Source organism: Hymenobacter sp. YIM 151858-1, from assembly GCF_025979705.1.
Taxonomy (GTDB): Bacteria; Bacteroidota; Bacteroidia; order Cytophagales; family Hymenobacteraceae; genus Solirubrum.
Window position 1 is genome coordinate 1,689,393 of record NZ_CP110136.1, and the last position, 23,135, is coordinate 1,712,527.

Annotated in this window: 20 protein-coding genes; 13 read left to right on the forward strand and 7 right to left on the reverse strand. The window is 61.6% G+C overall.

Annotation, left to right across the window (positions count from 1 at the left end):
- Positions 1-24 precede the first annotated feature (24 nt).
- Together OIS50_RS07540 and OIS50_RS07545 are read left to right on the forward strand one after the other, a co-directional pair.
- Complete coding sequence (locus tag OIS50_RS07540; RefSeq protein WP_264693700.1) at positions 25-936, forward strand: hypothetical protein; 912 nt, start codon at positions 25-27, stop codon at positions 934-936.
- A gap of 231 nt (positions 937-1,167) precedes the next feature.
- The gene (locus OIS50_RS07545; protein ID WP_264693701.1) at positions 1,168-1,380 is read left to right on the forward strand and encodes a hypothetical protein; all 213 of its coding nucleotides are present in this window, start codon (positions 1,168-1,170) and stop codon (positions 1,378-1,380) included.
- A gap of 57 nt (positions 1,381-1,437) precedes the next feature.
- Here OIS50_RS07545 and OIS50_RS07550 read toward each other — a convergent pair whose 3' ends face one another.
- Positions 1,438-2,247, reverse strand: a complete 810-nt coding sequence (locus tag OIS50_RS07550; protein ID WP_319805329.1) for a DUF3078 domain-containing protein — start codon at positions 2,245-2,247, stop codon at positions 1,438-1,440.
- 306 nt (positions 2,248-2,553) lie between these two features.
- On the opposite strand from OIS50_RS07550, the gene OIS50_RS07555 reads away from it, so the two are divergent.
- Positions 2,554-3,369, forward strand: a complete 816-nt coding sequence (locus tag OIS50_RS07555) for a transporter (protein WP_264693702.1) — start codon at positions 2,554-2,556, stop codon at positions 3,367-3,369.
- 83 nt (positions 3,370-3,452) lie between these two features.
- Here the strand turns inward: OIS50_RS07555 and OIS50_RS07560 are convergent, their stop codons facing one another.
- Positions 3,453-4,184, reverse strand: coding sequence for a hypothetical protein (locus OIS50_RS07560; RefSeq protein ID WP_264693703.1), 732 nt, complete (start codon positions 4,182-4,184; stop codon positions 3,453-3,455).
- Between the two features lie 24 nt (positions 4,185-4,208).
- Positions 4,209-7,736: a pyruvate carboxylase gene (locus tag OIS50_RS07565; protein WP_264693704.1), complete on the reverse strand. Its 3,528-nt coding sequence runs from the start codon at positions 7,734-7,736 to the stop codon at positions 4,209-4,211.
- 323 nt (positions 7,737-8,059) lie between these two features.
- On the opposite strand from OIS50_RS07565, the gene OIS50_RS07570 reads away from it, so the two are divergent.
- The 10 genes from OIS50_RS07570 (at position 8,060) to OIS50_RS07615 (ending at position 18,698) form a co-directional block, all read left to right on the forward strand.
- On the forward strand, positions 8,060-8,773 hold the full coding sequence (locus tag OIS50_RS07570) for an SDR family NAD(P)-dependent oxidoreductase (RefSeq protein WP_264693705.1): 714 nt from the start codon (positions 8,060-8,062) through the stop codon (positions 8,771-8,773).
- Positions 8,774-8,926: 153 nt separating this feature from the next.
- A complete protein-coding gene (locus tag OIS50_RS07575; RefSeq protein WP_264693706.1) occupies positions 8,927-10,243 on the forward strand; it encodes a cryptochrome/photolyase family protein in 1,317 nt (438 codons plus the stop codon).
- A 30-nt stretch (positions 10,244-10,273) separates the two neighbouring features.
- The gene (locus OIS50_RS07580) at positions 10,274-10,867 is read left to right on the forward strand and encodes a DUF6707 family protein (protein WP_264693707.1); all 594 of its coding nucleotides are present in this window, start codon (positions 10,274-10,276) and stop codon (positions 10,865-10,867) included.
- Positions 10,868-10,949: 82 nt separating this feature from the next.
- Positions 10,950-11,588 (forward strand): TetR/AcrR family transcriptional regulator, encoded by a 639-nt coding sequence (locus OIS50_RS07585; RefSeq protein ID WP_264693708.1) that lies wholly within the window; start codon positions 10,950-10,952, stop codon positions 11,586-11,588.
- Positions 11,588-12,937: an ABC1 kinase family protein gene (locus OIS50_RS07590; protein WP_264693709.1), complete on the forward strand. Its 1,350-nt coding sequence runs from the start codon at positions 11,588-11,590 to the stop codon at positions 12,935-12,937. Before OIS50_RS07585 ends, OIS50_RS07590 begins: the two co-directional genes overlap by 1 nt.
- 67 nt (positions 12,938-13,004) lie before the next feature.
- Entirely contained in the window at positions 13,005-13,550 is a 546-nt protein-coding gene (locus OIS50_RS07595; RefSeq protein WP_264693710.1) for a hypothetical protein, read from the forward strand.
- A 40-nt stretch (positions 13,551-13,590) separates the two neighbouring features.
- Positions 13,591-14,457 carry a dienelactone hydrolase family protein gene (locus tag OIS50_RS07600; protein WP_264693711.1) on the forward strand — a complete coding sequence of 289 codons (867 nt, stop codon included), beginning with the start codon at positions 13,591-13,593 and terminating at the stop codon, positions 14,455-14,457.
- Between the two features lie 130 nt (positions 14,458-14,587).
- Positions 14,588-15,064, forward strand: a complete 477-nt coding sequence (locus tag OIS50_RS07605; protein WP_264693712.1) for an Mpo1 family 2-hydroxy fatty acid dioxygenase — start codon at positions 14,588-14,590, stop codon at positions 15,062-15,064.
- A gap of 230 nt (positions 15,065-15,294) precedes the next feature.
- Entirely contained in the window at positions 15,295-18,399 is a 3,105-nt protein-coding gene (locus OIS50_RS07610) for a nidogen-like domain-containing protein (protein ID WP_264693713.1), read from the forward strand.
- An 86-nt stretch (positions 18,400-18,485) separates the two neighbouring features.
- Entirely contained in the window at positions 18,486-18,698 is a 213-nt protein-coding gene (locus OIS50_RS07615; RefSeq protein WP_264693714.1) for a PID-CTERM protein-sorting domain-containing protein, read from the forward strand.
- Positions 18,699-18,774: 76 nt separating this feature from the next.
- Here the strand turns inward: OIS50_RS07615 and OIS50_RS07620 are convergent, their stop codons facing one another.
- The 4 genes from OIS50_RS07620 to OIS50_RS07635 all read right to left on the reverse strand — a co-directional run bounded on the left by OIS50_RS07620 (position 18,775) and on the right by OIS50_RS07635 (position 23,080).
- Positions 18,775-19,512 carry a phenylalanine 4-monooxygenase gene (locus tag OIS50_RS07620; RefSeq protein WP_264693715.1) on the reverse strand — a complete coding sequence of 246 codons (738 nt, stop codon included), beginning with the start codon at positions 19,510-19,512 and terminating at the stop codon, positions 18,775-18,777.
- A 268-nt stretch (positions 19,513-19,780) separates the two neighbouring features.
- A complete protein-coding gene (locus OIS50_RS07625; RefSeq protein ID WP_264693716.1) occupies positions 19,781-20,671 on the reverse strand; it encodes a DoxX family protein in 891 nt (296 codons plus the stop codon).
- A gap of 60 nt (positions 20,672-20,731) precedes the next feature.
- Positions 20,732-21,976 carry a helix-turn-helix domain-containing protein gene (locus OIS50_RS07630; RefSeq protein ID WP_264693717.1) on the reverse strand — a complete coding sequence of 415 codons (1,245 nt, stop codon included), beginning with the start codon at positions 21,974-21,976 and terminating at the stop codon, positions 20,732-20,734.
- A 75-nt stretch (positions 21,977-22,051) separates the two neighbouring features.
- Entirely contained in the window at positions 22,052-23,080 is a 1,029-nt protein-coding gene (locus OIS50_RS07635) for a bifunctional 3-deoxy-7-phosphoheptulonate synthase/chorismate mutase (protein WP_264693718.1), read from the reverse strand.
- Between the last annotated feature and the right edge of the window lie 55 nt (positions 23,081-23,135).

Sequence of the window (23,135 nt, forward strand, 5' to 3'; positions counted from 1 at the left end):
ACCAACCAAAACCCATTCGCACCCATGGCTCATCACCAAAAGCTTCGGACCGACGACTTCGACGAGCGCGGCCGCAACCAATACGAACACAACGATAACCGCCGCGGTAGCCGCCAACCCGACGACACCTACGAACAGCGCAACTACGGCCACAGCCGCGAAGGCGAGTCGGGGCGCAGCTCGTACGCCTCGTCGGGCAGCATAGGTGCTTACGGCCAAAACAACCAGGGCCGCAACCAAGGCGACCAGACACGCCCCGGCCACGACCAGCACCGGGAGCAGGATTACCGCAACACCCGCGGCCGCTACGAGGACGAAGATGACCGGCGCCGCACGTCGGGCAACTTCGACCTAGGCCCGGGCCGCAGCTACGGCCGGGCCGCGCAGCAGCGCGGCGAGTTTCAGTACTACACCCGCGACAACGCCCAATTTCGCGGCTACCCCGACGATAACGACCAGCGGCAGTATGCCACCCGGCAGGACGATGCGCCTGGGTATGTGCACTACCAGCACCAGCGCCCCGGTGGCATAACCCCGCGCGACTACAACCAGGACGATGCCCGCGTGCGGGGCAACGAGGCCTCGCGGGGCCGCGACCAGTACTCGCGTGGGTTTGCCGGCCGCGGCCACAGCCCCTACGCCGGGGGCTACGACCAAGACAACCGCGGTGGCAACAACGAACGCAGCGGCTACGAAGACCGGCGCGGCTACAGCGGCTACGAGGACCGCGACAATCGCCGCGGCGACCAAGACGACCGCAGCAGCCGCCAGGAGTTCGGCTACGGCAACGACTACTCCAGTTCGCTCTACGACGACAACAGCCGCAACCGTACCAACCGTGGCCACGACGATGAGTACCGCCGCAACGACGACCGCAACCGCGAGCAAGGCCGCGGCCACCACGATACGGACGACCGCCGCGGGCGCCAGCGCTAACGCCCCCTTTAATCTGCAATAATCAACAACCCGGCACAGCCTTGTGCCGGGTTGTTTTGCTTTTGGGCCACCTAGGGCACCTAGGCAGCGGCAAGGCAGCGGCAAGGCAGCAACATGCGCAAATACAGCTGAATACCTGACGATTATCAGCCACACCCCACTGGACTTTAAACCCGCCAGAAGGTAACTTAATACCTGCCCGAGCAACCCCTTCCCTGCTTTGGCTTACCCATGGAAAACCTGGATGAGAAACAAGCCCGCGCCTACGTGCAACAGTGGCTCAGCAGCCACCCCGATCGGATTGAAAGCCGCCGCGCCGACCCCTTTGCCCTGCGGCAGTGGCAAGATGCCGCCGTGCTGCGCCTACGCGAGGGCATTGCCGAAGACGCGGAGTTTATCCTAAACCGCTTCGCCACCAAATCGGAAACGCATTCCATGCATTAGCACGGCGTAGCTGCTGGCCTAGGTATCTCCGCCTGTTAGTACCTAGGTCAGCGGCTACTACTTTTGCTCGGTGTAGTTCTGGAAAGTGTACAAAAAGCCCAACGACAGCGTTTGGCTGGCCTGAATCTTTTTGTCCTGATCGTAATCGTAGAGGCCAATCCCGGTTATGGCCACGTTGATGTAGCGGTTCACTTTTGCGGTTACAGCCAAATCGAGCCGGTGGTCGATTTGGCGCCAATTCAGCTTTTCGTAGTTGGCAAACAGCAGGTAGCGGCCTTTCAGGGTCACGTTTTCCATGATTTGCTTATCGAACTCCGAGAGTACCTGCAGCGCCAGTATTTCGTAGCGCACCTGGCGGGGCGGGCGCACTCCGTAGGGGGTTTCGCCCACGCCTGCCACAAAGCGCCCGGGGTCGTCGACGATGGTGATGCGCGGCGAAAACGGCGAGAGGCGCAGCTTAAAGTAGGTGGTTGGGTGGTACTCGAAGCCGTACGACGCCGTGATGAAAGCCGGCGCAAACCACGACGACACGAACCGGGCCCGCTCGTTGCCGGAGGCATCTTTGCTGTACTCGTAGCCGGGGGCGAATTGCGTGAGCAAGTTCAGCGAGGCAAACAGGTCCCAGTCGGAGCTGATGCTGTAGCCGTATTTGGTATCGAGGAACAAGCGGTCGAGGTTTTTGCGGTAACCCTGCCCTTTGTTCTGGGCAAACGCAAAAAGCAAATCGGCCTGGTTATCCCAGCTGTTGCGGCCCACGCGGTAGTTGGCCTGCGTGTTGAGCAAGGCGTTCAGCCCCAAAAAGCTAACCCCGCCGCCCTTCCAGTTGTCGGAAAGCAGCGCCTGGCTGAAGTTGAGCGAACCCTTCAGCTTGGTGCGCCACGGCGAAACGGTATCGGCCGGGGCAGTAAGGGATAGTTGTGCTTAAGCGTTTCCGGCATTCGCGAGCAGGCACAGGGCCAGCAACCAATGCGTAGTTTTCCATTTCATAGCGCGGCAATTTTGTTGAGCCCGGCCAAGGCCAGGCGCAGGCCAATGGCACGCCCTGGCAAACCTCAAAGCCAGTTGAGCCTGAAATAAGTCAAAAGAATCTTACTTGGGTTTATTGATTATCCTGAATAAGTGTTCTGGAGTCGCATTCTTGAACTCTGCTCCGGCTTTGGCTGTCGGGGGTGAATGCGTAAGACCACCTTGCCACTGCTCGCCGGCGCGTTGCTGTTGGGCGCCTCGGGCCACCTGCACGCCCAAAGCCCCGAAACGCACGACAACCTCGATGCGCCCTTCGTGCGCAACCTCCGGCCCGACCGCCCCGGCCAAACCGTAACCACCAGCATGCTGCGGCCCGGCCAGTTTCAGGTGGAGGCCGGTACCCAGCGCCTCGTGCCTGGCGCGGGCCTGGGCACCACCCGTTCGTTGGGGCTGCTGCGCGTCGGGTTTTTCAACCACATGGAGTTGCGGCTTGCGCAAGCCTACGTGCACCAACAGCCCCGGCCCACCCGGGAGGGCGCGCCGGTAGCGGCGTACGGCCTGGCCCCGCTTACCCTAGGTGCCAAATGGCTGGCCTCGACGCGACAGGATGCCCGCTCGCAGGTGGTGTTTCTGACGGAGCTTACCCTGCCCAAAACCGGCGACCAAAGCCTGCATTTAGCCAAGCCCCTGGCCGCAGCCCGGGCGCTGGTATCGCAACAAATCGGGCGGCGCTACGGGCTAGAAGCCAACCTGGGGTTCAGCCAAAGCGGTTTCCGGGCTGCCGATACCAAGCAAGGGCAGTTTCTGTACACGCTGGCCCTAAACGGCCCCCTAGGTAAGCGGTTCGGCTTTTTTGCCGAGGGCTACGGCACCGGGCGCGGCAGCTACCAGTACGGCACCACCGCGGGCCTTAACTGGCGCCCCCTGCCCGGCCTGCGCCTCGATGTAACCGCCGGCCGAACCCTTACGGGGCCCAGCAGCACCAGCTTTGGCGGCGGCGTAAGCGTGCGGTTGCCGCAGTAACCAGCAGGCACCTATGCACGGCCTACCAACAACGAGGGCGCCCCGATTGGGGCGCCCTCGTTGTTGGTAGGCGAAAACGCAGCCTACTTGGCGTCGAGCTGCGCAACGGCTTTGCGCAGTTCGTCTTCATTCCTAACAGTCAGCTTCAGGCTTCGAAAACGTTCGGCCTCGCTTTTGGATAATACGGTTTCGAGCTGTTTGCTGCCGGGCTTGCTGATACGGGCCAATTTTCCATCAGGCAGTTTCAGATAAAGCTCGGTTGCATCCTGCAGTTCGTTGTAGTCGCGACCCGAACCGTAAGCTTGGTTCATGTCATTCTTGATGAACACTTTACGCGGCAGCTTGTAGAGCGCGTATTGCCCTTCGGGCCGGGCGTAGAGCACCTCCACAAACGCATCTTTAATCACCACCGGTGGGTTGGCCAAGCGCTGGTACCAGTGCTCTACCGGTCCGTTGGGGCCTGTTTCGCGCAGCATAAACCGGTCTACCTGGCTCAGATCAATCATGATTGAATCCTTGCTCGGCCGCAATGCCAAAAGCCGCTGGCCGAAGGCATCGTACTTCATGGGCAAATCGGAGGCCTGCACGCCCCGGCGCATGTACACCACGCCTGGCAGCCAGCGCGGTACCGTGTAGGGAGTACCCTTCATGCCCACGTAGCGATTATCGTAGGCCACGGCCATTCCGTAGGCGCCCAAGCGCCCGGCGGCCGCAAGATTGTCGTTGGCGGCTTGGCCCGAGAGTACGGTGGGGTTCGTTTGCGCCATAGCGGGCAAGGCTGCCGTGGCTAACAAACCAATCAACAATCGTTTCATGGTAGTGGTGCGGGTAATGGTAGCTTAGTTCTCGCCCAATGTAAGCACCAAATCATCAGCATTCACCAGGGTGCCTTCGTTCAGGTTTACCAGCTGCACGCTGGCATCGGCGGGGGCCGTAATGGTGGTTTCCATCTTCATGGCCTCGATGATGAACAGCGGCGTGTTGCGCTTTACTTTCTGGCCGCTTTCAACCAGCACCTTCGAGAGCAGGCCTTGCAGCGGCGCGCCAATCTGGCGCGGGTTGGCTTTGTCGGCTTTGGGGTTCGATACGGTTTTTACCTCCACCGACCGGTCGCGGATTTCGAGGTTGCGCGTCTGGCCATTCAGGGTGAAGAAGATGGTGCGGCAGCCGTCGTCGTTAACGGTACCCACCGACTGCAGGCGCACGATAATGCTCTTGCCGCGGGCGATGTCGATGATGGTTTCTTCGCCCGGTTTAAGGCCGTAGAAGAACACCCGCGTGGGCACCACCGAAACGTCGCCGTACTGCTGCAGGTGCTTCCAGTACTGCTCGAACACTTTCGGGTAGAGCAGCCACGAGAGCAGATCGGTGAAGCGGGCACCGGGGCCAAACTTCTCCTGAAACCGCGCCCACTCCTTGTCGAAGTCGATGGGCTTGAGGTGCTCGTTGGGGCGGTCGGTGAAGGGCTTTTCGTCCTTCAGAATAATCTTTTGAAGCTCGTGGGGCCAGCCGCCTTCGGGCTGCCCGATGTCGCCGCGGAACAGCTCGCGCACCGACTCGGGGAAGCTGATGGTGTGGCCTTTCGTGAGCACATCTTCGGTGGTGAGGTTGTTCGACACCAGGAACAAAGCCATGTCGCCCACTACCTTCGACGAGGGCGTCACCTTCACGATGTCGCCGAACAGCTCGTTTACTTCGGCGAAGGTTTGCTTGATGAGCTCAAACTTATCGAGCAAGCCCAGGCCCGCCGCCTGCGGGCGCAGGTTGGAGTACTGCCCGCCGGGAATTTCGTGCTGGAATACTTCCGAAGTACCCGCCTTCAGGCCCGACTCAAACGGGTAGTAGTAGTCGCGTACGGTTTCGAAGTAGTTCGAGAACTCGTTGAGGCTGTGCTGGTCGAACTCGCGGTGGCGCTCGGTGCCGCGCAGCATCTCCACCACCGAGTTGAAGTTGGGCTGCGAGGTAAGGCCCGAAAGGGAACCGATGGCAACGTCGATTACATCCACGCCGGCTTCTACGGCCTTCAGGTAAGTGGCCGGCTGCAACGACGAGGTATCGTGGGTGTGCAGGTGAATGGGCATGCTCACGGTTTCGCGCAGCGCCGTGATGAGCTCGGTGGCGGCGTAGGGCTTCAGCAGGCCCGCCATGTCCTTGATGCACAGGATGTGCGCACCGGCGTCTTCGATTTGCTTGGCCAGGCGCAGGTAGTACTCAAGGTTGTACTTGTGGTTGCGCTTGGGGTCGAGGATGTCGCCGGTGTAGCAAATGGCGGCTTCGGCTAGGCCTTGGGTTTTGTTGCGCACGAAGCCGATGCAGGCCTCCATGCCCTTCATCCAGTTCAGCGAATCGAAGATGCGGAACACATCGACGCCGGTTTCCCAGGCTTGCTGCACAAAGCGCTCCGTCAGGTTATCGGGGTAGGCTTTATAGCCCACGCCGTTGGCCCCGCGGATGAGCATCTGCAGCAGAATATTGGGCACGGCTTCGCGAATCTTGGCCAGTCGGTCCCAGGGGTCTTCTTTCAGAAAACGCATGGCCACATCGAAGGTGGCGCCGCCCCAGCACTCGAGCGAGAAGGTTTGCGGGTGCTGGCGGGCGTAGCGGTCGGCCACCTTCAGCATATCGAAGCTGCGCATGCGCGTAGCCAGCAGGCTCTGGTGCGCGTCGCGGAAGGTGGTGTCGGTGTAGTGAATGAGCGGATCCTGGCGCAGCCATTGCGCAAAGCCTTCGGGCCCTAGGTCGGTGAGGCGCTGCTTAGTGCCGGGGGGCACGGCCGAAAGCGGCGGGGTAATGGCCCAGCCGGGTTCGTTGTTGGGCTGAAACGAGCCCGACGCTGCCTGCCAGCCCGCAACGTGATTTACTTGCGGCAGCTTGGGTTTGGGCAGCTCCTTCTTCGGGTCGACGTGGCCTTTTACGTCGGCGTTGCCGTTCACAATCAAATCACCCAGGAACTCGAGCAGGCGCGTGCCGCGGTCGAGGCGCGGCTTAAACTTGAACAGCTCCTGGTGGTCTTTGATGAAGTCGACGTTGGCTTGCCCGGCCACAAACTCGGGGTGGGCAATGATGTTCTGCAGAAACTGAATGTTGGTGCGCACGCCGCGTACCCGGAACTCGTCGAGGGTGCGCTGCATCTTTTGGGCGGCACCTTCGAGCGTGGGCGCGTGGGCCGACACCTTCACCAGGAGCGAGTCGAAGAAGGGCGAAATCTTTACGCCCTGGTACACCGAGCCTTGGTCGAGGCGGATGCCGAAACCACCGGCCGAGCGGTACGCCACGATGGTGCCGTAGTCGGGCTTGAAGTCGTTTTCGGGGTCTTCGGTGGTGATGCGGCACTGAATGGCGTAGCCGATTTTCAGCGGCTTCACATCGGGGCCCAGGCCAATTTCGGGGTCCGAAAGGCGGCGCCCGTCGGCAATGTGCAGCTGCGTTTTGATCAGGTCGATGCCCGTAATCATTTCGGTTACGGTGTGCTCTACCTGAATGCGGGGGTTTACCTCGATGAAGTAGATGCGGTCGTGCTCGGGGTTCACCAAGAACTCCACGGTGCCCACGTTGTTGTAGCCTACCGCTTTACCTAGGCGCAGCGAGTACTCGTAGAGCAGGTGGCGCATGTGGTCGGGCAGGTTCAGCGAGGGGGCCACTTCGACCACCTTCTGGTAACGGCGCTGCACCGAGCAGTCGCGCTCGTACAAGTGAATGATGTTGCCGTGGGTATCGGCCACCAGCTGCACCTCAATGTGCTTGGGGCGCTCCACAAACTTCTCGAGGAACACGGTGTCGTCGCCGAACGCCTTTTTGGCTTCGTTGCGGGCCTCAAAAAAGCCTTTCTCCAGCTGCTCGTCGTCGCGAATTACGCGCATGCCGCGGCCACCGCCACCGGCCGCCGCTTTCAGCATCACGGGGTAGCCAATTTGGTGGGCTTCGTCGCGGGCTACCTCGTAGCTGGTGAGGGGCTGCTGGCTGCTTTCAATGATGGGCACCTGGCAGCGCACGGCCACTTCCTTGGCGCGCACTTTATCACCTAGGGCTTCCATTACCTCGGGGCGCGGCCCCACAAACGTAATACCTTCTTCGCCGCAGCGCCGGGCAAAAGTGGCGTTTTCCGACAGGAAACCGTAGCCGGGGTGAATGGCATCGACGCCGTTGGCTTTGGCCACCCGCAGTATCTCCTCAATGTCGAGGTAGGGCTTCAGCGGGTCCTCGTCGCGGCCCACCTGGTAGGCCTCGTCGGCCTTGTAGCGGTGCAACGAGTAGCGGTCCTCGTAGGTGTAAATCGCGACGGTCTGGATGCCTAGCTCGGTGGCGGCGCGCAGCACGCGAATCGCAATTTCACCGCGGTTCGCGACGAGTAGTTTGCGGATGTTCATAACTCGGTTGTGGTAGTGGAGGAATGCAGGGATTGGGTCGAAGCTACGTAAAACAGCATGCTTCCGTCGAGCTTGTTGGTAGGCAAGCCGAACAATATTGCGCAGTTAATTTATAATAACTAAGCAAGATCAGCTTGACTTAAAGCAATTTATCTGCGTCGCAAAAATTTCGGCGCTGCAGCTACATAGCCCAGCGAAATAGCTATTACACAACAATTTGATAACACTGGGCGCGGCATTGGCTAAGGACGCGCCCTGGGTGCCGGCAAACCTTACCGCCACCTAGGGGTTGTTTCGGGGTTCCGCAACCCCAACCCCACGGCATGGATTTCTCCGGCAAAACCATTTTGGTCGTTGGTGCCTCCTCGGGCATCGGCCTGGCTACGGCCCAACTGCTTCAGCAACAAGGCGCCACGCTTATTACGGCCTCGCGCCACCAATCCGCCGAGCTGCAAGCCCTGGGCGCCCAGCACCTCCCCCTCGACGTAACCCAGTTTGAGGCCGCCGCCCTCGACGGCTTGCCCGAGGTGCTGCACGGCGTGGTGTACTGTCCCGGCTCTATTTTGCTGCGGCCCTTCGAGCGCCTGGGAGCCGAGCAGTTCCGGGCAGACTTTGAGCTGAATGTGGTGGGGGCCGTGCAGGTGCTGCAGGCCTGCATGAAGCGCCTGAAGAAAGCCGGCAACGCCGCGGTTGTGCTGTTTAGCACGGTGGCGGCTTACAACGGCATGCCCTTCCACGCGAGCATTGCCACGGCCAAGGCAGCGCTGGAGGGCCTAACCCGCTCGTTGGCCTCGGAGTACGCCGGCAGCGGCATTCGGGTAAATGCCTTGGCGCCTTCGCTCACCAACACTCCGCTGGCCGCGGCTTTATTGAACACGCCCGAAAAGCAGGAAGCCGGCGCCAAGCGCCACCCCTTGCAGCGCGTGGGCCAGCCTACCGATTTGGCGGAGTCGGCCGCTTTCTTGCTCTCCGATGCGGCTAGCTTCATTACGGGTCAGATCATCCGCGTCGACGGCGGTTACTCCACGCTGAAGTAGCCGTCAGGACTTAGGGCTTGGTGGTTAGGACTTAGTTCGGGCAGCTGCTGGTTGCACAACATCCCGACGACTATCCGACACCGCAAGCTTGGCTTTAACAATCACCTGAGCGCCAGTCACTAAGCCCCAAGCCCTAACAACTAAGCCCTACCCATGAAAATTGCGCTGTTCTGGCACCGCCGCGACTTCCGGCAGCACGATAACGCCGGCCTGACTGCCGCCCTGCAAAGCGGCCTGCCCGTGGTGCCGCTGTTCATCTACGACACCGACATCCTCGACTACGTGCCGCGCCCCCGCGATGCGCGCCTTACCTTTATTTATGATGAGGTGGAGCGCCTGGCCCGGCGAACCGAAGCCGCGGGCGGCACTTTTCTGGCCTACTATGGCAAGCCCGTGGAGGTGTTCCGGCAGCTGCTCGAGCGCCACGACCTAGGGGCGGTTTTCACCAACGAAGACTACGAGCCCTACGCCACCCAGCGCGACACCGAAGTAGCCGAGCTGCTGCAAAGCCGCGGCGTGCCTTTCAAAGCGTATAAGGATCAGGTCATCTTCGCCAAAAACGAGGTGCTCACCAAATCGGGCACGCCGCACAAGGCCTTTGGCATGTACCGCGACGCCTGGGAGGCCAAGCTGCGCGAGGAAGACCTGCGCCCCTACCCCTCGGCCGAGCTGTACCGGGCCGAGCACCTAGGGTGCCTGCCCGCGCCACCCCGCCCTACCCTCGAGCAAATGGGGTTTGAGCGCTTCGAGCAATACGTGCCCACGGCCGAAATACCGGCCGAAAACTTCGTGCGCGACTACCACCTTACCCGCGACCGGCTGGGGCTGGCCAACAGCAGCACGCGCCGCTCGGTGCACCTACGCTTTGGCACCCTGAGCGTGCGCGAGCTGATGCGCCAGGCCCACGAGTTCAACCCCAAGCTGCTGGCCGAGCTGGTGTGGCGCGACTACTACATGATGCTGATGTGGCACTTCCCCGACACGGCTCACGAAAGCTACAACCCTAGGTTGCGCCACGTGGAGTACCGCAACAACGAGGAAGAATACCAGCGCTGGTGCGATGGGCAAACGGGCTACCCGCTGGTAGATGCCGGCATGCGCGAGCTAAACCAAACCGGCTTTCTGCACAACCGCGCCCGCATTGCCGTGGCTGGTTTCCTCAACAAGCACCTGCTCATTGATTGGCGCCTGGGCGAGCGGTATTTTGCCGATAAGCTGCTCGATTACGACCTGGCCCTGAACGTGGGCAACTGGCAGTGGGTGGCCGGCACCGGCGTGGTGGCCGCGCCGTGGTTCCGGGTGTTCAGCCCCGAGTCGCAGCTCCAAAAGTTCGACCCCACGCTGGAGTACGTACGCCGCTGGGTGCCCGAGTACGGCACCAAGGCATATCCGGCCCCTATGGTCGACCACAAGTTTGCCCGCGAGCGGGCGGTGGCGGTGTTCCGTGCAGCTTATCACGCTGTAGTGTAAGATGGTTGCCATCCATACATTTGCTGGAACATGGCAGCTGCAACCGAGCAAATTGAAGCCAAGCGCAAGGTACTGGCCGAAGTAGCTAGTCAACTGTCCAACCACCCTCAACTAGCCCGCTTAGCTAGCAGTTTGGCTAAGAACTTTAAACCAACTGTTGCCGACGCGCTCCGACGAACGCAGCTTTTGGCGTATTGGCTATATGTGAGCGAACAGCCTGTGCTGGCACTACAAGTGTGTCAATTGCTGAACGATATTCCTTTCGAAAACGACTTCAACCGCTGGACCTGGATTGAACTGACCCTAGCCCTGGAATGCCAACTCCATTCTGAGGTCGGAAATATGGCTCAAGCACAAAACTGCGCAACAGCCATCTTAGCTCCTTATGAAGCAGCTTTTCCAGCTAGTCGTCGCACCTTAGCAGGTCGACTACATGGCTCATTGTTGCGCGAAAAAGAGATTAGCACGGCAGAACTCTATGCAGATGCCACGGCTGCAACTAACTTCCGTTTGAGCCAGTTGGGCGAGCTACTGTTAATTCGTGCCCTTGGCGGATTGGAAGCCGTGCCAGTTGCGGAGGTTGATCAGCAGCTACGCTCGACCTTGAACAAGCTAAGAGCCTGAGGCAAATTTAAGCTGCAATTCGGGGCGTGGGCTACACCAAATCAATGCTCAACTTTCCTTCGTGCTCAATGGTTGTAACAGCATGGAGAAAGACCGCATCAAGCAGGCGTATTTCGACTACGTACTGCGCAAGAACACGCCGCCCGCCTCGGTTTTCAAGCTTACCAAAAAACTCGGCATACCGGAGGCCGAGTTCTACCGCTACTACCCCACTTTCGAGGCCATCGACCGCGAAATTTGGGCTGATTTTGGCCGGCAGGCCCGCGAGCAAGCCAGCAAAGACGCCGTGTGGCCCGAGTACTCGGCCCGCGAGAAGCTGCTGGGCTTTTACTTCACGCTGCTCGAAATCCTGAAGCAAAACCGCAGCTACGCGCTGCAGTCGCTCCGGCGCTACATGCCCGAGCTGCCCGGCCTCACGCCGCGCGTACTCGACGATTTCCGGCAGGACTTTCAGGCCTTTGTGGGCGGTATTTTGCACGCCGGCCAAAGCACCGACGAGGTAGCCCGCCGCCCCGTGTTGCAACAGCGGTACCCGCGCTTGTTTTGGCAGCAGGCCTTGTTCGTGCTCGGGTTCTTCGCCAAGGATGACTCGCTGAACTTCGAGCGCACCGATGCGGCCGTGGAAAAAGCCGTGCGCCTGAGCTTCGACCTGGTAGGCCCCAACACCCTGGATTCGGCTTTCGACCTGGCCCGCTTCCTGTTTCAATCGCGCCGCCGCTAATGAGCAACCTCCCCAACGAGGGCGCCGCGCCCGAGCCCGGCAGTGGCCAGCCTTTGGTGTCGCTGCCCACCACCAAGGTGGCGCGGGCCGCACGCTTCGCCAAAACCGGCCTGAAGGTAGGCGCCAACTACGTGAAGCACTACGCCAAGCGCGCCGCCGGCGCCGAGGTAAGCCAGGACGACCTGCACGCCGCCAACGCGGCCGAGCTCTACGGCGCGCTCAGTCAAATGAAGGGCTCGGTGCTGAAGGTGGCGCAGATGCTGGCCATGGAGAAGAACATTCTGCCCACGGCCTACGCCGAGCAGTTTGCGCAGGCGCAGTACCAAACGCCGCCGCTCTCGGGGCCGCTGGTCGTGAAGGCTTTTCGCGATGCGTTCGGCAAGTCGCCCTACGAGTTGTTCGATGCGTTTGAGCCCGCCGCCCGGCAGGCCGCCAGCATCGGGCAGGTGCACTTTGCGCGCCTGGGTGCCAAGGAGCTGGCCGTGAAGGTGCAGTACCCCGGCGTGGCTTCCAGCATCAAATCCGACCTAGGGCTGGTGAAGCCCGTGGCCCTGCGCATCCTCGGCCTCGACGAAGCCCAGGTGCGCCCTTACCTGGAGGAGGTGGAAACCCGCCTGCTCGAAGAAACCGACTACGCCCTGGAGCTGCGCCGCGGCCAGCAAATTGCCGCGCAGTGCGCCCACCTGCCGCACCTGGAGTTTCCGAGGTACTACCCCGAGCTTTCGTCGGCCCGCATCCTGACCATGGATTGGCTGCCGGGCCGGCATCTGCGCGAGTTTCTGCAAACCGAGCCCAGTCAGGCGGTGCGCAACCAGTTGGGTCAGGCTTTGTGGGATTTCTATATGTTTCAGCTGAACGAGCTGCGCCAGGTGCACGCCGATCCGCACCCCGGCAACTTCCTGCTTCGCGCCGATGCGGGCGGCACCGTGGGCGTGCTCGATTTTGGCTGCGTGAAGGAAATACCCCCCGAGGTGCACGCCATCTTCACGGCCCTGCTCGCCCCCGAAACCCTCGACGACGAAGCCCGCCTCCTAGGTTTGCTGGAAGAAGCCGGCGTGCTGCGCCCCTCCGACGCCGCTGCCCGGCGCGAGCTGTACCTGCGCACCCTGCACGACTCGCTTGCGCTGGTAGGCCAGCCGTTCCGCCAACCTACCTTCGACTTCGGCAACCCGGCTTTCTTGGAGTCGCTCTACGCCCTCGGCGACAACCTGATGCAAAACCCCGAGCTGCGGCAGGAGCGCGAGCCGCGCGGCTCCGAGCACTTTATTTACCTGAACCGCACTTACGTGGGCCTTTACGCGCTGCTTACCGAGCTGGGCGCTTTGGTGCGCACCATGCCGGCTGCCTAGGTGCTGGTGGCGCCAGCGTACCTAGGCAGCTGAGGTTAGCGACCTGTTTGGCGTTTCTTTGCGGCCCATGAACCTGCAAGACGAGCTTCTGCGCGAGCATTCGCGCCAGCAATACCAACTCCTTACCGCCTACATCGGAGCCGACGAAACCCGTTTTGCCGAGCTGATGCGGTTGCTGTTTGCCGGCCCCAGGCGCCTTACCCAAATGGCGGCCGGGCTGCTGGGCCACTGCGCCGAAGCCGAGGCCGCGTTGCTGATGCCGCACCTAGGGGCGCTGCTGCAGTTTTGCCAGCAGCCCAACCTGCCCGATGCCGTGCTGCGCAACACCATGCGCGCGCTGCAGTTTGCCCCAGTGCCGCCCGGGCTGCAGGCGCAGGCATTCGACGTATGCCTCCGTGCCCTCAGCCACCAAGCCACGCCCGTAGCCACCCAAACCTTTGCCCTTACGGCCGCTACCCGCCTCTGCGAGCAGCACCCAGCCCTGGCTCAGGAGCTGCTGCACGCTCTTGAACCGCTGCTGCCCCAAGCCCGCGCAGCCCTCCGCAGCCGGGCCCAGAAAGAGCTGCCTAAACTTCGGCGGCTACGCTTGGCCACAGCGCCGTATGAGGTCTGATTAAGCGCCCCAACCCACTTTCCAAACTCACCCACAACCCATGAAATACCTGTTCGCATTTGTGGCAGCCTGGCTGTGCGGCGCAACTGCGGTACTGGCCCAAGAGCCGGCGCCGTGCTGCGCTAAGCCCACCCCCGATGCCATGCTAGCCTTTGCCCAACTAGCCGCCGATCCGGCATTTATGACCGGGCACGAGTCGCCCCTGCCCTTCGACTACACCCCGCAGGCCACCGGCCATACCATCACGTTTACCACCCCCGACAGCAGCACCGCCTACGGCTACGAGGTGAAACCCGCGCAGCCCAACGGCAAATACCTGTTCGTGATACACGAGTGGTGGGGCCTGAACGACTACATCAAGCGCGAAACCGACCGCCTGGCCGCCGCGCTGCCCGGCGTTACGGTACTGGCCATCGATTTGTACGACGGCAAGCTGGCCACCACCGCGCCGGAGGCGAGCCGCCTGGTGCAAACCGTGGATAAAACCCGCGCCCAGAACATTATCCGCGGAGCCCTGCAACATGCCGGGCCCAAGGCCCAGGTTGCCACCCTGGGTTGGTGCTTCGGGGGCGGGTGGTCGTTGCAGGCGGCTATGCTGGCCGGCAAGCAGGCCGCGGGCTGCGTGGTTTACTACGGCATGCCCGAAAAGGACGTGGCCCGGCTGAAAACCCTGAACACCGATGTGCTGGGCATTTTTGCTACCCAGGATCAGAGCATCAGCCCAGCCGTGGTAAAGCAGTTTCAGGGTGATATGAAAAAGGCCGGCAAGCAGCTGACGGTGCACAACTTTGAGGCCGCGCACGCCTTTGCCAACCCCAGCAACCCCAAGTACGACGCTACCGCCGCCACCAAGGCCAACGCGCTGGCGCTCGGCTACCTCAAAAAGAAGTTTAAGCTGAAGGGCTAGCCCAGCCGGGCCGCCCCCGCCGAGCCACGCCGCCGCAGCCCTAGGTTGCGGCGGCTTTTTGTTGCGCATGGGCCGGCGGTTCTGCTATCTTCCGGCAAGCCAATTGTTGCCACCCCAACCCGCCCGCGCCATGCCCACCGCTGCCCTTGCCTCCTTGCTGAACGAATACGGCGAAAGCCACCAGAACCCCACCAACAAGCTGGTGCACTGGGTTTGCGTGCCCCTGATTATGTTTTCGCTCCTGGGTCTGCTGTGGTCGATTCCGGTGCCGGAGGCAGTGCAGCGCATAAGCCCGTGGCTGAACTGGGCTACCGTGGTGATGGTGCTGACCGTGGTGTACTACGTGCGCCTTTCGGTGCCCTTGGCTTTGGGCATGGTGCTGGTAAGCACAGGCTTAGCACTGCTGCTTTGGTTGGTTGAAGCGCAAGCGGGGCTGCCGCTGTGGGCCGTGTGCCTCATCATTTTCGTGCTGGCCTGGGTGGGGCAGTTTTGGGGCCACAAGGTAGAAGGCAAAAAGCCGAGCTTCCTGAAGGATGTGCAATTTCTGCTGATCGGCCCGCTGTGGCTGCTGCACTTTGTGTACCGCCGCCTGGGTTGGGCCTACTGATGAGCTGATACAGCAATCCATTACCGGGCTCATGCCGCCCAACGCGCCCCGGCGCAGCTTCGGGGCCGAAGCTGCGCCGGGGCGCGTTGGGCTTATACTATTGCCAGAACGTTTTCACATAGCTAAGCTCGCCCCATCTAAATGCAAATAATTATTGTTTAATGGCCAAACTAAAAAAACCGTATCCGTACCTTTTAGTCCCCGATACCACAAGGTTCTCTCCTTCGATTATGCTACCAACTCTACGCTTTTTTCGGCAGTGGCTTACGGTTGGGTTGCTGGCAGCCACGCCGGTAGCAACGGCCATTGCGCAGCAAACGCCGCGGGTTTGGGACCCCGCCGCTGCCGATCCGCAGTACCAGGCCCGCAAGCGCCAACTAGCCGAGCGCCTGCTGGGCAAATACCCGGTGCCCGCTCGGGTACCGCGCCCCTCTGGCAGCCCCCTCCAAGGCCGCACCACGGCTACGCTGCCGGCCTGCGCCGAACCCTTTGATGCCGCCAATCCGGCCGGTTGGACGCAGGTGGGCCGCGGCGACGACATTTCCCTGGGTCCGATTCAGCTGGGTTTCGGTTTCCAGTATTTCGGCACCACTTACACCGAGGTGTACATCAACACCAACGGCAACATCACATTCAATAAGTCGTACCCCGCCTTCAACTCTTCGGGCCTGCCTATTTTGGAGCAGGGCGAGGAGGATATTGCCATGCTGGCGCCGTTTTGGGCTGATGTGGACACCGAAAACGACAACAGCGGCACCATTTGGTACCGCCTGTTTGCCGACCGCCTGGTGGTTACCTACGACCGCGTGGGCTACTACCGGGAGCAGGCCGATAAGGTGAATACCTTTCAGGTCATCATTCGGGCCAACACCGCGGCGGGCTTCAGCGGCGACGATGTAACGTTTGCCTACGGCGATATGCAGTGGACCACGGCCAGCAGCTCGGGCGGCTCGGGCGGTTTTGGGGGCCTGCAAGGCGCTACCGTGGGCGGCAACGTGGGCGACCAGCAGAATTTCTTTGAGTTCGGCCGCTTTAACAAGCCCGGCAACGCCCTGCCCAACCTGCCTACGTCCAACACGCCGGGCGGCGTCGATTGGCTTGATAACCAGTGCATCAGCTTTCAGGTACGCAACCGCAACAACCCGCCGGCAGCCGTAGGCCTGGCTGCCAGCAGCACCATCACGCTCAACCAAGGCGAAACCCGCAGCATCGAGGCGCAATTTTTCGGCTCGGAAGGCAACCAGAACGTTACGGTAACGCCTGCCCTAGGTGGCTTGTGCAACGCTACGGCCACGGTAGCCAACAACGGCACGCCGCACCCCACGCTCAACTTCAGCGCAACGGGCGCGCCGTGCAACGCGGGCACCAACACGGTGACGTTTCGGGTGCAGGACAACGGCTCGCCGGCCCAAACGCAAACCTACACCGTTACGGTAGTCGTGAACCCGGTTGCCGGCACTGGCAGCGTCTGGACCGGGGCCGTAAGTACGGACTACAACGACCCGGCCAACTGGAGCAATAACCGCGTGCCCACCGCCGCCGACGACATAACCATACCGGCCGGGGTGCCGCGTATGCCGCAGGTAAGCACAAGCGGCGCCGCCCGCAACGTTACCATTGCCACAAGCGCAGCGTTCGGCACTACCGACAGCGGCGTGCTAACCATTACCGGCAACCTCACCAACAACGGAACCCTAGGTGGCCCGGGCACGGTGCTTACTGCGGGGCCTGCGGTGCAAACATTTGGCGGCAGCGGTAGCGTAAGCGTGGGTAGCCTCACGGTTGGGGCTGCCGGCGTTCAGCTTGCCGAGCCGGTTGCAGTCAGCAGAATCCTGACGCTGAATGGCAACCTGGCAGCCAACAACAACCTTACGCTGGTATCTTCCGGCAGCGGCACGGCCACGGTGGTAAACGTGGGCGCCGCCGCCATAACGGGCAGCGCCCGCATTCAGCGCTACATCAGCGGCAGCCGCAACGCCGGCCTGGGGTACCGGCACTTGTCGTCGCCGGTGGCCAACAGCACCATTGCCGGCATGCAGGCCAGCAACCTGGCCGGTTTTACGCCGGTGGTAAACCCCGCCTACAACACCGCCCCCGAGCCTGCCAGCGTAACACCTTTCCCGAACGTGTTTTTCTACGACCAGTCGCGCGTGGCAACGAGCGGCCAAGGCTCCGTTGCTGATTTCGACCTAGGGTGGGTTTCGCCGGGCAGCACCGCCGATTTGCTGGTGCCCGGCCAGGGGTACACAGTGAATATAGCCGCCAATCAAACCCTGAACTTTGTGGGCCAGCCCAACAACGGCACCATCACCCGCGGCGGCCTGGGGCGCAATTCGCAAAGCCAGGCCGGCTGGCACCTGCTCGGCAACCCCTACCCTTCGCCCATCGACTGGAACCTGACGTACGCCGGCGCTACCAACCTCGATAACACGGTGTACGTGTTCAAATCGAGCGGACCGTACACGGGCTCCTACGCCAGCTACGTGGCGGGCACCGGGGTAGCCACCAACGGCGGCAGCAACATCATTCCGGTAGCCCAGGGCTTTTTTGTGCGCACCAGCACGGCCGGCGCCACCGGCAGCCTCACTTTTACCAACGCGGCCCGGGTTACAACCCTCAGCAACGTACCCCTCGAGCGCACCACCCAAACCCACCCAATTGCCAAGCTCAGCCTCAACGGCACGGGCCTCTCCGATCAGGTAGCGGTATATTTCCACCCCAATGCCACGCCCGCTTTCGATTCGGCTTTTGATGCCTTTAAGCTCTCGGCCGGAGGCAACGTGTTGGCCATAGGCCCCAACCCGCAGCAATTGCTCTCGATTAGTGGCCTACCCCTGCTGGCTACCGAGCCAGTTGCCGTACCATTGTATGCCTACCTTGGCGCGGCCGGCACTTACAGCCTGAACGCCGATGAGTTGCTGAACCTGCCGGCGGGCACCGCCGTGCACCTGCGCGACGCCGCCACCGGTGCCGTAATCGACCTAGGCAAGCAGCCCACGTACACTTTTACCGCCGAAGCCGGGCTTGCTGGCGCGCGTTTTAGCCTGCTTTTCACGCCTGCCCGCCCGCTGGCTAACGCAGGTGCCAGCCCGAAACCGGCGGTGGATGTTTTTCCGAACCCCGCTCACGAGCAGCTTTGGCTAAGCCTGCCGGCAGGCAACCAAGCAGTTGAGGCCGTGCTGTACAATGCCTTGGGCCAAGAGGTGCAGCGCCAAACCATACCGGCCGGCAACACCAAACAAGCCATGAAACTCAGGCAACTGGCTCCCGGGGTGTACACACTTCGCTTGCACCTAGGCCAGCAAGTGGTAGCCAGGCGCGTAATCGTTAATTAGCGCATCGGTATTGGTACTTTTGTAATTCGATGCTGCCATGCTTTACTTTAAGCAACTTTCAGATGCACTTTACCTTTTCTTTGGCCATGCTTAAAGCCTTCTGCTTTAGTCGAGCTGCACTCCTTGTACTGCTGGTGGTGTTGGCCGCCTCCGTTTCGGCAATGGCCCAGGGCCCCGGCACTGGCGGCCCTACTCCCAACAACCCCACCGAAATTCCGATTGATGGCGGCGTATCGTTGCTGGTAGCAGCAGCGGGTGCACTGGGTATCCGGCAACTCACCCGCCGTCGGCGCTCCTAACCAATCCGTTAAGCAAAAGAAAAGGCCCGCTTGCCGCGGGCCTTTTCTTTTGCTTAACAACGTGGCTAAATGAGTTTTACGCTTGCTCAGCCGACATACTGGCTGGTACGTTGGCAGCCGTAAGGCGAACCGCCAACTCGGCCGTAGCATCGGCGAGCTCGGCCCAATTAGGCAGCACAAAGTAGGCCGCCTGAAAACCCTCGCGCACGATGGGCGTGCCCACCACCGCGGCTACATCCAGGGGCTGGCGCGTAACCTCCTGGCTAAGGCAGTGGTGCAGCTCCGAGGCCGAGGACAGCAGGCCCGCACCAAACACGCGCAGGTTGTCGCCCTCCTGCACCAGGCCGAACTCGGCCGTGTACCAGAACAAGCGTACCAGCTGCTGCACGGCGGCCGCGTCGTCGAGGTGGTGGCGCGCTACCTGCCCAAAATGCTCAAGCCAGGTGGCCCACTCGGGGTCGGTGAGCAAGGGCAAGTGGCCGAAAGCATCGTGGAACAGATCGGGGCCCGAGATGTAGTCGAAATGCTGCATGGAGCGCACCCACTGCGTAACCGGGAACCGGCGCTCGGCCAGCAGGCCCAGAAAGGTGCGGTCATCAACGCGGCCGGGCGCGGGTACCACGTCCCAGCCGGTGTGTTGGCGCAGGCGCTGCCCTAGGTCTTCCAGGCTAGGCGCGGCGTCGCGGGTTAGGCCCAGGCGATTGAGCCCGGCCACAAACGGCGCCGCAGCCCGGCGGTGCAGCAGGGCGGTTTGGCGGTCGAAGAGAACCTTCCACACGAGGTGGTCTTCGGCGGTGAAGTGAGGGGCTTGCATACGAACTACTTAGGCAGAAAAAAAGCCCGGTCTCCGTGGGGCGGAGCCGGGCTTTGTTGAAATCAGAGAAGGTGAATTAGCTGCTTTAGCTTCATTTTCTCGCATGCAACGGCACGACTCCGGCCCCGATTGCGGGCTGGACGTACAGCATAAAGTTGCATTTAATGGACTGGTGCAGCATGATGCTACAAAAGTAGCAAGAAATTTCGGTGGTGCAACTTGGCCTAGGTTCGAGCCAAATTTTTAGCCGCCGGATACAACGGCTGGGTTAGTCGGCTTTCTGCAACTGCCCCACCGGCTCGTAGTTCATGCTCAGGCCCGTACCGCGCGTAATGGTCAGGGCTAGGTTGGCCTGCTGCTTGGGCGAAGCGTTAAGCAGCACCGCCGCCGAGCCCGCCATGAACTGCAAGCTCGCCCGCCTCCCCGGCAGCAGCGTGGCCTTGCCGAAAATGCCGCCGCCGCGAGGCCGCTCCTTCACCTCAACTGGCACCTTGCCTTTGTTGTAAGCCTCAACCCGGAAGCTGCCTTCCTGCAAGCCGCCCAGCACAAACTGCTTGCCTGGTTCGATAAACAAATCTGAATGCACCGTGCCAGCCCAGCCAGCCGTGGCGGCCAGCAGCAAAAAAGCCAAGGCGGCGGTAGCGGCTTGCGGCCGCGGCGCTACCACTTTCGGTAGCTCGACCAAGCTGGCGGCGCGGCGGCGCAGCAGCCAGTAATCAAGCGAATAGCGCCCGGGGCCCACGGCCGTTATCACCACAAAAGCCCAGAACAGCAACTGCTGATAGTACATGCCCGTGATGGGGGACGGGTCGTTGTACCAGATAAAGGCCACCACAAAAAACTGGAAAGCCAGCTGCAGCCCGCTCCAGCGCGTGAACAAACCTAGGGCAATCAGCAAGCCGCCTACAAACTCGCCCCACACAGCAGCCCCAGCCCAGAAGTACGGCGACGGGAACGTGAACCCCAGACCCGCTACTTGCTGCACAAACCAGTCGGGCGGGCCGGGTACCTGGGCACTGGCTACGGCCGCCAGGTTAGTAAGTTTGGGCAGGCCGGCGCCATCGGCAATGGATAGCCCTAGGTGCAGGCGGAACAGCAGCCAGGCCGCATCGATGGCGCGGTTGGGCAATGCAGCGGCAGAAAACAGTAGCTTTTTCATGGTGCAGCAGTGGGTTGGTTGAACAGCCCAAAACTGCCTTAACTGCCTCTCGAAAGCGCTCTAGGTTATGATTCGGGACGACTCAATTTGTGATTTGAGCCTTGTGGCCGCCTCGCTCGGTGTCTCACCCTTGAGCTTTTTAAACACCCGATTGAAGGTAGACTTGGAGTTGAAGCCCGACTCCAAGGCAATGCCCACCAAGGTGTAGTGCTGGTACTTGGGGTCGGCGAGCAGCCGCTCGGCCTCCCTTACCCGGTAGCTGTTCACGAAGTCGTTGAAGTTCTGCCCAAAGCCCGAGTTGATGACCTTCGACAGCGTGGTGGTATTGGTTTGCAGCCGGGCGGCCAGGTCGGCCAGCGAAAGGTCGGGCTCGAGGTAGGGCCGCTCGGTAAGCATAAGTTGCTCGAGGCGCTCGGCCCAGCGCAGCTGCTCGGCGGTTGGGGCGTCGGTCTTGGTTTCGGCTTGCTCCTCGGCCACCGGCTTGGGTGCTGCCGGAGCATACCCCACCGGCTGCGGCTCGAAGTGCAACGGCACGCGCCACTGGTGCTGCGCCTGCCAGCCGCCAATGCTGAGGTAGTAAATGATGATGCCCGTAAACAGGTACCCGTACCAGAACTGCACGTACGACAGCCCCGCCCCAAAATCGACCAACGAAAACGCCACCGATACCACCGTACCCACCAGCACCGCCACCAATGCGTGCCGCAGCCAGCGGAAGCGCCGCCGCTCGGTATCGGAAAAGTTGTCGTTGAGGTAGTGGGTGTACTGCCGGAACTCCCGGAGCGTTAGGTACCCGTAGGCACCTAGGGAAATGTAGTTGAGCAGGCTAGCCACATCGTGCACGGCCAGGATGCTGATGAGCGCGCCCTTGGTGCCATAGTGCTCGGGCAGTGGTTGCCCCAACCAGCGGTGCCGCACCAACACATCAAGCACAAAGCAGACCCCATACCAGGCCACGTAAGTTGCCGCTGGCGCAAAGTGCCATAGTTGGCGCTTACTCAACCTGAACTGCTGGTTAGTAAGGCTGCGGAAGTAGAAATAAAACAACGGCCCCGCCCCTAGGTAAAAGGAGAACGGGAAGTAGAACATGAACGTGGAATAGGCATTGTGCGCGTCGTACCAGCCAGCAAAGCCTAACATCCACTGCGCCACGTTGGCCGTGTACAGCAGAATCAGCAGCCCCAGCCAACGGTCGGCGGGCTCTTCGAGGCACCAGCTGCGCAGCAGCAGCAGCACCCCAAATACAATGCCCTGCACGAAAAACGGCAGCAGCAACGAGCTGTATGGGCTGAAGTCAAACAACATAAAGCGAAAGAAGGGCCGGATGAGGCTACTTCCAACCTCAACCCGGCCCTGTTCGCATTGTTTGCGGCGGCAGTGCTACACCAGTTCCCGCTCAATCAGCTCCTGGCGCAGCGCGTAGGTGCGGCGCATGGCCTCCACCAACCGTGCCGACTCGTCGAAATCGAGGGTTTGCTGGCCATCCGAGGCGGCGCGCTCGGGCACCGGCGCGGTTTCGTACAAGATGCCATCGGCACCGGCCATGATGCCGGCCAGGGCCAGCGGGGCCACGTGTTCGCGCAAGCCAATGCCGTGCGAGGGGTCGACGAATACCGGCAGGTGCGTTTTCTCCTTCAGGATGGGCACCGCGTTCAAATCGAGCGTGTTGCGCGAAGCCGTTTCGAACGTGCGAATGCCCCGCTCGCACAGGATGATGTGCTCGTTGCCTCCCGAGAAAATGTATTCGGCCGAGTGCAGCAACTCCTCAATGGTGCCCGATACGCCCCGCTTCAGCAGCACGGGCTTGTCAACGCCACCTAGGGCATCGAGCAGGTTGAAGTTCTGGGTGTTGCGCGCACCTACTTGGAACACGTCGACGTAGTCGTACATCTCCTCTACCTGCGACACCTGCATCACTTCCGTTACGATGCGCAAGCCGTACTGGCGAGCCAGGCGGTAGAAGTCGCGCAGGCCAGCCAAGCCTAGGCCGCGGAACGAATACGGCGACGAACGGGGCTTGAATACGCCACCGCGCATCAGGCGCACGCCGCTCTGCACAAGGTGCTGCATCACGGCCTCCATCTGCGCTTCGTTCTCGATGCTGCAGGGGCCGGCTACGATGCTCAGCGAACCTTCGCCTAGGTGAATGCCGTCGCCGAGGTCGAGCACGGTGGGGTGCACGCGCCACTTGCGCGAAACGAGCTTGTAGTCGTCGGATACGCGATGAACGTCGCGCACACCGGGCAGGGCGCCAATGCGGCGGAGGTCAACGTCTTGCGGACCTAGGGCCACGAGGTAAGCCGCGCGCTGCGTATGAACCGGGGTGACTTTAAAACGCAACTGGCGCAGTTCGGCAACCAGGGCTTCTTGCGCAGCAAACGTAAGCTGGGGGTCGAGGTGAATTATCATGGACCGCTGATGTGGGTCTGGGGAAAGTTTCAGGTGGATGCAGAGGCCTGTTGGC

Bases quoted from the DNA above. Each gene is read 5' to 3' on its own strand.
- OIS50_RS07570 (WP_264693705.1), top strand. From the start codon at position 8,060: ATGGATTTCTCCGGCAAAACCATTTTGGTCGTTGGTGCCTCCTCGGGC.
- OIS50_RS07605 (WP_264693712.1), top strand. From the start codon at position 14,588: ATGCCCACCGCTGCCCTTGCCTCCTTGCTGAACGAATACGGCGAAAGC.
- OIS50_RS07620 (WP_264693715.1), bottom strand. From the start codon at position 19,512: ATGCAAGCCCCTCACTTCACCGCCGAAGACCACCTCGTGTGGAAGGTT.
- OIS50_RS07545 (WP_264693701.1), top strand. From the start codon at position 1,168: ATGGAAAACCTGGATGAGAAACAAGCCCGCGCCTACGTGCAACAGTGG.
- OIS50_RS07580 (WP_264693707.1), top strand. From the start codon at position 10,274: ATGGCAGCTGCAACCGAGCAAATTGAAGCCAAGCGCAAGGTACTGGCC.
- OIS50_RS07595 (WP_264693710.1), top strand. From the start codon at position 13,005: ATGAACCTGCAAGACGAGCTTCTGCGCGAGCATTCGCGCCAGCAATAC.
- OIS50_RS07585 (WP_264693708.1), top strand. From the start codon at position 10,950: ATGGAGAAAGACCGCATCAAGCAGGCGTATTTCGACTACGTACTGCGC.
- OIS50_RS07555 (WP_264693702.1), top strand. From the start codon at position 2,554: ATGCGTAAGACCACCTTGCCACTGCTCGCCGGCGCGTTGCTGTTGGGC.
- OIS50_RS07615 (WP_264693714.1), top strand. From the start codon at position 18,486: ATGCTTAAAGCCTTCTGCTTTAGTCGAGCTGCACTCCTTGTACTGCTG.
- OIS50_RS07560 (WP_264693703.1), bottom strand. From the start codon at position 4,184: ATGAAACGATTGTTGATTGGTTTGTTAGCCACGGCAGCCTTGCCCGCT.
- OIS50_RS07590 (WP_264693709.1), top strand. From the start codon at position 11,588: ATGAGCAACCTCCCCAACGAGGGCGCCGCGCCCGAGCCCGGCAGTGGC.
- OIS50_RS07600 (WP_264693711.1), top strand. From the start codon at position 13,591: ATGAAATACCTGTTCGCATTTGTGGCAGCCTGGCTGTGCGGCGCAACT.
- OIS50_RS07625 (WP_264693716.1), bottom strand. From the start codon at position 20,671: ATGAAAAAGCTACTGTTTTCTGCCGCTGCATTGCCCAACCGCGCCATC.
- OIS50_RS07565 (WP_264693704.1), bottom strand. From the start codon at position 7,736: ATGAACATCCGCAAACTACTCGTCGCGAACCGCGGTGAAATTGCGATT.
- OIS50_RS07630 (WP_264693717.1), bottom strand. From the start codon at position 21,976: ATGTTGTTTGACTTCAGCCCATACAGCTCGTTGCTGCTGCCGTTTTTC.
- OIS50_RS07635 (WP_264693718.1), bottom strand. From the start codon at position 23,080: ATGATAATTCACCTCGACCCCCAGCTTACGTTTGCTGCGCAAGAAGCC.
- OIS50_RS07575 (WP_264693706.1), top strand. From the start codon at position 8,927: ATGAAAATTGCGCTGTTCTGGCACCGCCGCGACTTCCGGCAGCACGAT.
- OIS50_RS07540 (WP_264693700.1), top strand. From the start codon at position 25: ATGGCTCATCACCAAAAGCTTCGGACCGACGACTTCGACGAGCGCGGC.
- OIS50_RS07610 (WP_264693713.1), top strand. From the start codon at position 15,295: ATGCTACCAACTCTACGCTTTTTTCGGCAGTGGCTTACGGTTGGGTTG.